This window comes from Methylobacterium sp. AC832, assembly GCF_979256025.1.
In genome coordinates, this window is the sequence record NZ_CEEDMV010000018.1 from 1 (window position 1) to 10,141 (window position 10,141).

At 53.7% G+C, this 10,141-nt stretch carries 6 protein-coding genes and 4 pseudogenes; 8 read left to right on the top strand and 2 right to left on the bottom strand.

What is annotated here, in order from left to right; all coding sequences use genetic code 11:
• The coding region (locus AC0IXR_RS24800) for an integrase core domain-containing protein (RefSeq protein ID WP_471762562.1) at window positions 1-383 on the top strand (383 nt) is incomplete at its 5' end.
• 42 nt (window positions 384-425) lie between these two features.
• On the opposite strand, the pseudogene AC0IXR_RS24805 reads toward AC0IXR_RS24800, so the two are convergent.
• Window positions 426-1,582: pseudogene (locus tag AC0IXR_RS24805) on the bottom strand (IS3 family transposase).
• A 650-nt stretch (window positions 1,583-2,232) separates the two neighbouring features.
• Between AC0IXR_RS24805 and AC0IXR_RS24810 the strand changes: the two are divergent.
• From AC0IXR_RS24810 to AC0IXR_RS24825, 4 genes and pseudogenes are all read left to right on the top strand, one after another.
• Window positions 2,233-5,118, top strand: a complete 2,886-nt coding sequence (locus AC0IXR_RS24810) for a capsular polysaccharide export protein, LipB/KpsS family (RefSeq protein WP_471762563.1) — start codon at window positions 2,233-2,235, stop codon at window positions 5,116-5,118.
• Window positions 5,119-5,150: 32 nt separating this feature from the next.
• Window positions 5,151-6,170, top strand: a complete 1,020-nt coding sequence (locus tag AC0IXR_RS24815) for a KpsF/GutQ family sugar-phosphate isomerase (RefSeq protein WP_471762564.1) — start codon at window positions 5,151-5,153, stop codon at window positions 6,168-6,170.
• 61 nt (window positions 6,171-6,231) lie between these two features.
• Entirely contained in the window at window positions 6,232-6,972 is a 741-nt protein-coding gene (locus tag AC0IXR_RS24820) for a 3-deoxy-manno-octulosonate cytidylyltransferase (RefSeq protein WP_471762565.1), read from the top strand.
• A 208-nt stretch (window positions 6,973-7,180) separates the two neighbouring features.
• Window positions 7,181-7,519, top strand: a pseudogene (locus tag AC0IXR_RS24825) (IS630 family transposase); the annotation flags it as partial.
• A 257-nt stretch (window positions 7,520-7,776) separates the two neighbouring features.
• On the opposite strand, the gene AC0IXR_RS24830 reads toward AC0IXR_RS24825, so the two are convergent.
• Complete coding sequence (locus tag AC0IXR_RS24830; protein WP_471762567.1) at window positions 7,777-8,808, bottom strand: IS110 family RNA-guided transposase; 1,032 nt, start codon at window positions 8,806-8,808, stop codon at window positions 7,777-7,779.
• Between the two features lie 92 nt (window positions 8,809-8,900).
• Between AC0IXR_RS24830 and AC0IXR_RS24835 the strand changes: the two are divergent.
• The 3 genes and pseudogenes from AC0IXR_RS24835 to AC0IXR_RS24845 form a co-directional block, all read left to right on the top strand.
• A pseudogene (locus AC0IXR_RS24835) lies at window positions 8,901-9,337 on the top strand (IS5 family transposase); the annotation flags it as partial.
• A 74-nt stretch (window positions 9,338-9,411) separates the two neighbouring features.
• Window positions 9,412-9,963, top strand: coding sequence for a transposase (locus AC0IXR_RS24840; RefSeq protein WP_471762566.1), 552 nt, complete (start codon window positions 9,412-9,414; stop codon window positions 9,961-9,963).
• A pseudogene (locus tag AC0IXR_RS24845) lies at window positions 9,891-10,141 on the top strand (DDE-type integrase/transposase/recombinase); the annotation flags it as partial. The gene AC0IXR_RS24840 and the pseudogene AC0IXR_RS24845, both read left to right, overlap by 73 nt.

Consider the following 10,141-nt stretch of genomic DNA (forward strand, 5'->3'; position numbering starts at 1 on the left):
CGAGAGCCAACTTCCGCGCCTTCCAAGTGACCGAGGCTCTCGATGCCTTGGTCCGGCTGAGGGGGCGGCCCAAGAGCCTGCGGGTCGACAATGGGCCGGAGTTTGCCGGTCGCATGCTCGACCAGTGGGCTTACCTGAACGGGGTCGAGATCGACTTCTCCCGACCGGGCAAGCCGACCGACAACGCTTACATCGAGTCGTTCAACGGCCGTCTACGAGCGGAATGCCTGAACGCCTCGTGGTTCCTGTCGCTGGCCGATGCCCGTGAGCGCATCGAGGACTGGAGGTGCCACTACAACGACGATCGACCCCATATGGCTCTGGGCGGCTTGACGCCCCGAGCCTTCGCCAACCAAGCTGTCACAGCCCGAGACCTTGCATAGGCCGTGGACCACAAACGGGGTCAACTCCAGGCCTACCGCGCACTAACTTCGAACTTGGGCCACTGCATGGGGGCAGGCCATGGCGGCCATGGGCAACCGGAAGGCCAGATCCGGGAAGGTGACAGGCGCGGGCGGCCGGTAGCCCAAGGACGAATGCGGTCGAACGCCGTTGTAGGTATTCTGCCAGATCCCAATCACGATCTGTGCCTCCTCGAGAGAATAGAAGATCTTTTGGCGTAGTCAATCATCGTTCAGCTTGCCATTGAAGTGCTCACAATAGCCATTCTCCCACTGCGATCCTGGCGCAATATACTGGATCTGCGGGCCGGTTTTGGCGACCCATTTCCGCAAAGCCTTCGAGATCATCTCAGGGCCGTTGTCGCAGCGGATGTTGTCGGGGATGCCATGCAGGCACATCTCATCGGCCAGCGCCTCGATCACACCCAGACTGTTGCTGCGCCTCGCGGACTTTAGCGCGAGGCAGGTGCGACTTTGCTCGTCGATCAGCGTCAGGATACATAGGCTTCGCCCGTCATGGGTCTGGCCCAGCACAAAGTCGAAGCTCCAGACGTGATTGCGATGGAAAGGCCGCAGCCGTACGCAGGAGCCATCGTTCAACCAGAGACGGCTGCGTGGTCGATGCTTTTGCGGGACCCTCAGCCCCTCACGACGCCAGATCCGCTGTACCCGGTCCTTGCCCACCCGCCATCCAGCTGTCTGCAGCAGCGGGGTGACGCGGCGGTAGCCGTAGCGTCCGTACTCGGACGCCAGGGCGATGATGGCGCGGGTCAGCGCATCCTCGTCAGCCGGTACCGTGGGCATGTAGCGTTGCGTGCCCCGGTGCTGGCCGACGATCCGACAGGCGTGGCGCTCCGAAAGGTCGTACTTCTCCTGGATCGCATCGACTGCCTGCCGGCGCCGCTCCGGGGCTATAAGTTTTGCTGACGCTGGCCTTCGGCTCCCGCGGCGACGTCCGCCAGCACCTGCTTCTCCAGGGACACGTCAGCCACGAGCCGGCGCAATCGAGCGTTCTCGCGCTCCAGATCCCTCATCCGACGGGCCTGGTCGATCTGCAGGCCACCGTACTCCTTGCGCCAGCGATAGTAACTTTGCTCAGAGATCTCCGCCTCCCGGCAAGCTATCGCCAAACTCTTACCCTGCGCCGTCTACACCTCAATCTGGCGCAGCTTCAGCACCACCTGCTCCGCACCCGTCTTTTGACCTTGCTACATGTCCAGCTCCTTCAGTCCTGGCTGATCCTCTCAATTAGCCCGGTCCAAAACCAGCCGGTCAGGTCACGACTATGGGTACCAGTTCAAACAATTGCGCGTTGTCTCCATTATTCTTCCTGCATGGGAGTAAAAAACGCGTCACAGGGAAATTCAATCAAATAGCGATATCTCAGACGTCGAGAAAGAAAATTCCATTTGCAAACGACTGAAGCCGCAATTTTCTAGTATAATGAACGGGCTGATGTCGGGGCAATCCTTACGGTATACCGTTGTCTACTGGGTCAGCCAAAATTTAATAGACGCCATTCATCTCACTTGCGACGACAATGAAAGATTGAGCTATAGAAAAATAGTCATGGAAAACTGATGTCGCTGCACGATGCTAATAAAATAAGGCTTTTGCCAACCTTAAAGCTCACTACATGAGAAAGTTGCCATGTTCCTCATCGCATGATAGGAGAAAAGTTACCAATTTCGCTTCGATGGAGCGTAGCATGGTCCACCGTCGTGCGCTGTACGAATAAGCATTCTATGGATTAGGGCAAAGTTGATTAAGCACCTGTTCTTGAATAAATAAAAACAGGTAAATACAATCAAAGTATACCGCAGGGAAAAAAATGACAATTTATGAAAACAACACTGCGAACGGCAAGAAGAACGGTTTGTTGCTAAAAACAAATAAAGATTATTTAAACAGATTTGCAGTTGTTGAGACCGAGCGTTCATATACAAAACGCCCTCCGCCTAGTGGCTTGATAGAGCCCCCAGGCGCAATAAGCGTTTGGGAAACTCCCGATTGGTTCAACTCAAATCAGCCGGTCATTCCACATAAGAATTTCTACGGATACGTACCCTGGATCAAGGAACACGGGGATGCGTTGATAGCGCTCATTGAAAAGAAAGCAACATCACCAATTTTACCGATTTCTTTTATTAAAGATCAGTCTGTCGATACCCAAAGGCGGAGCGCCATGCGTTACGCAGTCGATTCTCCGGAACAGCTGCGCCACCTACTTTTTTCCAGGCTTACCCCCTTGGTTGGCAGATTGAGGGCTATGATCTTTAGCTTCGATTGGCATCCGTTTATGCGTATAATTTCTCAAGCATGCAAAGACCTAGATATACCACGAATCTTGATACCTCACGAGTCGGTTTTTGCAAAAAGAGACATGTATTATGTTGACGCAACATCCGGCATTGATCGCCCCGACGCAGACATAGTACTGGGATGGGGCAAGCTGCAAAAAGACATATTTGTCAGCAGGGGATACCCACAAGAACGAATCATCTTGCTTGGGGCACCAAAGTTTGACGTATACTGTAATGGTACAAAGCCGAGCCTAACAAGAACTCAATTCTGCCGGATTTTTAATCTAGATCCGAGTAAGCCAATAATTCTGTTTCCAGCCCAACCCCTTGATAGCCAATTTGATGTGAATGTCGCTCGTGATAGCCAGCGTACGATAATGAAAGATCTCTGTAATATATGTTCGAAACATAATTGGCAGCTGATAATACGATCTCCACCGTCAAGGGCGTCTGATGTAATTGGAAAACAACTTCGAGAGAAAATTCAAAATGAATCATTTGTTCGAATTGATCAATCTGGGTTTTATCGGGTAACGCCATTCGAGGCACTCAACCATTGCGACGCTCACATTTCGGTAAATAGTACAATGTTGTTCGAGGCTTTACTGCTTGGTAAACCATCCATCTCCGCGAGATACATTGATTTCGAGTCATTTTGGCAAAACACCAGCATTGAGTTTGCACACAGTGAGGCGGAGCTCGAGAAATTATTGATAAATTATATCAGTAAATCTCATGTGCCGACACGCGATCTGACGTGGGCAAATGAATATCTTGCCCCTGGCGCGTTTGATGGAGGCGCTGCCGGCCGGATAGGAAAGCAGCTGGATGATATTTTTATCGGTAAATACCCATTGTCCAGTTACGATTCAGACAAAGAATACGTTATGTGTCGCCAGAAGTCTGGCGGTAATATAGCTATAAGCAACTATGGTATCAACTCCTCACAGCATCGTTTTATTAAAAAATTATTAGATGCAGACAATGTCGGTGAGCCACGCAACGCTTCTCAGGCCATGAATTATGATCATTTTTTTAAGTGGAATCCCGACTTTAAGTATGACGTGCCGAATTTCAGCGTTCACTTTGCGGCAATTGGAAAACGTCCGATCTATATTGAAAAGGGCTTCATAGGCTTCTATGGCTACGACGACATAAGCGCCCCCCCCCTTTCCGTCTTTGTCGATGATATGGGGCCGCTTAATGGACATCAAAATATAAATCGTTTACATAGTATTTTAAATTCGGATTATGAACTAACTTCATCCGAAACAGATCTAGTAAAGCAATTCATAAAGGTCATTGTTTCAAACAAATTTTCAAGCGACCTGGGGGCGATTCAACTCGACCTCAATCACCTTAGAACGCGAGATCGCGGCATACTACTGGTATATAAAGGGGAAAGCACTGATACTGAGGAAAGTCGCAGTACGCGGTTTGAGCACTTTCTGGAAATGGTTTATAATGCGTGTCGTAATGAAAAAGATGCTGATATCCTTATCTCATTTTCGCCGGGGGTAACGGATGACGCTAGTACTGACACGGTTTATAGCTCTATTAAATGGCTCCTGCGACTGCAAGACAATATCAAGATAGTCCCGCATCGTACAAACTCCTATTCGATGTTTGAGGTTGCTGATGAGGTATGGACACTTTCTTCGATTATTGGCTTCGAGGCCTTGCTTGCTGACAAAGTCGTTCGCTGCTTTAGTCCTACCTTTTATTCAGGCCGGTCACTTACAATCGACGAGCCCGTATTACCCCATCACCCGACGGAACGAACGGTGTATGAAATATTTTACGCCGCATATGTGATGCAGAGTAGGTATTTTAATCCATCGACTGGCAAAAAATGCTCGTTGCCTGACTTTTTGGACTATCTTGTCGATCTTAGGGAAGGTACCACTGAATTATTTGGCTCTTCCTTCGTTTCGGAGTGCGTGTGGACGGCAGATATAAGAGGGTTAAGTCATCTTAGTAGCGATATTTATCGAGATGAGGCTGGTGATATTTTTGTACCGCCCAGCAAAACTGGGCATATAATTTTCGGTCCATATCTGAAGATTGGGTACGGAAGTTTCACGTTAGGTTATATCCTGGACTTTAGCACTAATTCCAACTTAAACTCTGAAACAGATGAAGTTGATAGTCGCAACCGCGCAAAGTCTAACCCTGAAGCGCACCAACCTGAAGTTGAGCTGGTCTGCGACATCGTTAGTGATGGATCAACGATGGAACTCGCGGTTGCAAGACACTCAAGCGTCGATGTTTCTGACGGTCGTCTAAATGCCAAACTCTCATTCAAGATTCCGGAAGGTGCAGAGGAAGGAAAGGATGTAATTGAGTTTAGGATTTCCGTTGTTAGGGGAGCAGCGTTCAAGGTGAAATCCGTTGTTATAGCAAAACTTCGCTAGCAATTTCTGACACGATTTTGAGGATGCGGTAGATGGACCAGTATGACCAGACGCCAACTAAAGTTAAGCCTGTTTCTGGATCTTTAAACGACATGTTCGTTGAGTCGGCGATTCGAACGATTGAAACAGAAGCTAATGGTTTGATCGAGTTGGCATCGAAGTTGAGGGGGGATCTTAGCTCAAATTTTGCTTTAGCAGCGTCCGCCATTGCCCGTGCCCGCGGGAGAATAATCATAAGTGGTATGGGTAAAAGTGGGCACGTCGGCCGAAAGATTGCGGCAACATTTGCCTCCACGGGTACGCCTTCATTCTTCGTTCATCCCGGCGAAGCAAGCCATGGCGATCTAGGAATGGTCACGTCCGAGGACGTTGTCGTGGCGATTTCTTGGTCAGGGGAGACCTCTGAACTGAGAGATATAGTGCAGTACACTCGTCGATTTAATGTGCCATTGATTGCTATAACATCCCGTCTTGACAGCTCCCTTGGACGAGAGGCGGATATTCCGCTTATTTTACCGCGCTCGGCAGAAGCCTGTCCGCACAATCTTGCTCCAACGACTTCAACAACGATGCAGATTGCTATCGGTGACGCACTAGCGGTTGCGTTGCTTGAAAGCCGTAGTTTTACACCTAAGGATTTCCGTCGTTTCCATCCAGGAGGCAAGCTTGGCGCGGTACTGACTTTTGTTCGCGAAGCAATGCACTCTGGTAGTAGCGTTCCCATCGTATCGTTATCCACATTAATGTCAGAAGCTTTGATTATCATGTCAGCTAAAAGTTTTGGCTGTGTTGGAGTCACTGATAGTATGGGCGTACTCGTGGGGGTTGTGACGGACGGGGACCTTCGAAGGCATATGTGTTTGGGCCTGACGAGTATGCGAGCCGATGAAGTAATGAGTCATACTCCAAGCGTAGTCGGCCCTGATGATCTCGCGGCATTCGCGCTAAGTGAGATTCAGAGAAAAGCCGTGACTGCATTATTTGTTGTCGACGGGGGCAAGCCGGTTGGAATAGTCCATATTCACGATTTGATCAAACTTGGTATAGTCTAGCTGGTTGACTTAATTTTTGATTTTATAATTACAGGCATAGTAATATGCAAAGGAGGATGCCTTGAAGTCGCTCGTTCTAATTCCCGCCCGCCTCGGAGCATCGAGGTTGCCGGAAAAACCGCTCGCTGATATTCATGGTAGACCCATGATTCTTCATGTTTGGATGCGCGCGGTAGCGGCACAAGTTGGCCCTGTAGTTGTTGCAACAGATTCTGTAATAGTTCGGGATGTAATTGTATCTGCTGGGGGGCAGGCTATTATGACTGATACTAATCACTCTTCTGGGTCAGATCGCATCTATGAAGCTCTGACATTAGTTGACCCCCAAGAAACGTTTGACGTGATAGTCAATCTTCAGGGTGATTTGCCAACCATTGATCCTCAGATTCTACCGGCAAGTCTTCTTCCGCTCAAAGACCCAGCCGTCGACATTGCAACTCTCGTTGCAGAAATATCGTCAGAGGAAGAACTAACATCGCCTAACGTGGTGAAGATGATTGGAACTGAAACCGTGCCCGGCCAGTTCAGGTGCATTTATTTTACGCGTGCAACTGCACCGACGGGCGTTGGTCCTTTATACCATCATATCGGGCTTTATGCTTATCGGCGCTCTGCGCTGAAACGTTTCGTTCAGTTGCCACCGTCTAAACTTGAAGTTCGTGAAAAGCTTGAGCAACTTCGCGCAATAGAAGCTGGTATGCGTATTGATGCTGTTAAGGTCGATTGCGTGCCGCTCGGAGTTGATACAGTCCATGATTTAGAGAGAGCCCGTATTATCCTTTTGCCTCCTGATTACCGTTAATGCAATACTTGGCAGTGGATAGATTTTATTACGATGGTCTTGGCATGTACCCTGAAAAGTGATCCTCTCTGAGGTATGATGGTGTGGGCCGTCCCTGCTTGCAGCAGCGCTGATCTAGAGCGTTTTCGGTTTGCGCTGAATCGATGGGGTGGGGTTCACGAAGAGGTCACGGGCTGATTCACTGATCGCTCTGGAGGAGGAGCGATAGATGGGACGACCCTACAGCCAGGATCTGCGCGAGCGAGTGGTGGAAGCCGCTGCAACGACCTCCCGCCGGCAGACGGCCGCGCGGTTTGGGGTCGGCATCGGGACCTCGATCCGCTGGATGGCCGCGCTCACGATGACCGGGACGGTGGCCGCTCTTCCGCAAGGGCGGGCTCGCCGCTCGAAGCTCGATCCACACGAGGCGTTCCTGCGCGGACTGATCGACGGACAAGTCGACATCACCCTGGAGGAGATGCGCGCCCGCCTGCGGGACGAGCACGATCTGACTGTCGGGCTCGGCACCTTGTGGAGCTCCCTCGACGCACGTGATCTCACCTACAAAAACGTATGGCCGGCCCCATCTGCAAGCGGCATGTGCGAGGTGATCTGACCGGTCTGCGCCAACGTATCCGGTCTCGGGGGCGTGCCCCGTCCTAGATGGAGTTCCGCAGACCCCGGTCCTCATAATAGACACGGCGTCGAGCGCCATATTTTGTGCTGGGATCGCAGGGTGCCGGTTCAGTCGTAAGGCCATCTCGCTTCCACCGCCCGCAGACATCGTCGATCGCCGGGACGGGCCGTCCTGGCGATTGATCTCGTTTAGGCCGCCACAGGCTGGCTGACCCTGGCCGCGTAGCCCTCGCCGGAGCGGAGTACCGCCCAGGCGATCCTGGCCAACTTGCCAGCGAGCGCCACGACGATCTTGTTCTTGTGAGCACGGCCGACGAGGCCACGCAGCCACCCGCCGATCAGGGTCTGGTCTGCCGAGAGCGACGGCAGAGCCGCCCGTGCCCCGTGGATCAGGAGCGTGCGCAGGTAAGTGTTGCCCCGCTTCGTGATGCCGTGGAGCCTTGGTTTGCCGCCGGTCGTCGCTTGCCGCGGTACCAAGCCCAGCCAAGCCGCGAGATCACGACCGGATCGGAATGTCTCGCCCGTGCCGATTGCGGCAACCAATGCGGTCGCGTTCAGCGCCCCGAACCCTGGAATGCTGACGAGGCGCCGCGCGGCATGGTCCTCGCGGGCCCTGGCTACGAACTCGGTCGTCAGCGCAGCAATACGCCGATCCAGCTCGCCCCATTCCAGGCGCATGTCTTCGATGAGGAGACGAGTGCGCGGACTTAAGGTCGAAGGTGGCTCGATTGCGGGATCGAGCATCTCCGTTAGGAACCTCTGAAGCTGCTGACGGCCCTTTGCGACTACAATACCCCGTTCCAGGAGCATGGCGCGCAGCTGGTTGATCAATGCCGTCCGCTGTTCAACTAGGCGCGTCCGGGCACGATGAAGGATCTGCGCGTCCAGCTGCGCCTCGCTCTTCAACTCGACGAAGCGCATTGTCGCCCGGGTCGCGGCCTCTGCGATCGCTTCCGCATCCCGCTCGTAGTTCTTCTGCGCTTTGACATAGGGCTGGACGTACTCTGGCGACATGAGCCGGACCTCGTGGCCCTGCTCCCGCAGGACGTGGCCAAGGTGGTGAGCGCCGCAGCACGCCTCCATCGCCATCGTGCAAGCCGGCAGTTTGGCGCCCAGCCGAACAACGCCGTCTCGCGTGAGTCTCCGCCGAAGGACGACACGGCCCGTCTCGTCGAAACCCGCGACGCTGCAGCTGTTCTTACCGAGATCGATACCCAACACGGTGATCGCCACCGTTCTCTCCTCTGCTCAGACCACGTCAGCTTAGCGCCGACGCCGAAGGAGGGGCGGGCCATCCCATAAACGACGATCGATCCGGTTGCATGGGTCGCTCGCGCGGCGGCCTGCCACAAAGATCCATGCCCTGGTGGATGCCGAGGGCCGCCCCACCGCTCTCAAGCTGACCGAGGGGCAGGCCCATGATGGTCGCTCCTCGGACGATATGCTCAGCATGCTCGGTCCGGGTCAGACCCTGCTCGGCGACCGGGCCTACGACAGCGACGAACGCCGAGACTGTCTGGCCAAACAAGGGGCCTGGGCCAATGTCCGGCCGATGCCCAACCGCAAGAACGTCCCCGCCTTCAGCTCATTCTTGTACCGCTACCGCAACCTCGTCGAACGGTTCTTCAACAAGATCAAGCACTTCAGAGCAGTAGCCACCCGCTACGACAAGGACCCGGCCAACTATCTCGCAAGCGTCAAACTCGCAGCCGTCCGCATCTGGCTCCGATCTTATGAGTCTACGACCTAGTCGGAATGGATACCCGCGGTGGTGCCCATTTCTGGGCCCGTGAGATTGCAAGGCATGGCCATTAGGTGCGCCTCATGCCGCTGAGCTACGTCAAAGTTTATGTGAAGCGTGGCAAGATCGATGCTGGCGATGCGGAAGTCATCTGCGGAGCGGATAGCCGTCCAACGACGCGCTTCGTACAGGTGAAGACGGCCGAGCAGCAGGCCGTTGCCATGGGGCTGAAGACACGAGACCTGCTCGTGCGCCAGCGGAACCAAGCAGTGAACGCGTTGCGGGCTCATTTGTCGGAGCTGAGTATCGTGAGCGGGACGGTGCTCGGCCGGTTTGTAGGTCTGATGGAGATCGTCAGAGCCCCGGGAGATGTGCGGCTTCCGGTCATTGCACGGCAGGTGCTTATGGATCTGGCCGATCACATTGAAGTATTGAACGATCGCCTTCACCGCTTGGACCGTGAGATCGTGGCTCAGTCACGAGAGGACGCGGATCTCCGAAGGCTAACGGCGGTTCTTGGTATCGGACCCATCTCGGCAGCGTCGCTGAAGGCCTTGGTTCCCGACCCGACCAGGTCTGGTCGTATGACTTCGCGGAGCACCGGACGCACGACGGGCGCAAGTACCGGATGCTGAACGTGTTCGACGAGTTCAGCCGTGAGTGCCTGGCCATCCGGGTCGCTCGCAAGCTGAAGGTGCAGGATGCGATCGACGTGCTTTCGGACCTATTCAGCCTGCGCGGTGTGCCCGGTCATATCCGCTCGGACAACGGGCCGGAGTTCATTGCCAAGGCCGTACAGGACTGGATCGCGGC

Excerpts from the sequence above, each read along its gene's own strand:
- AC0IXR_RS24815 (WP_471762564.1), top strand. The coding sequence starts at position 5,151 with ATGGACCAGTATGACCAGACGCCAACTAAAGTTAAGCCTGTTTCTGGA.
- AC0IXR_RS24840 (WP_471762566.1), top strand. The coding sequence starts at position 9,412 with ATGCCGCTGAGCTACGTCAAAGTTTATGTGAAGCGTGGCAAGATCGAT.
- AC0IXR_RS24810 (WP_471762563.1), top strand. The coding sequence starts at position 2,233 with ATGACAATTTATGAAAACAACACTGCGAACGGCAAGAAGAACGGTTTG.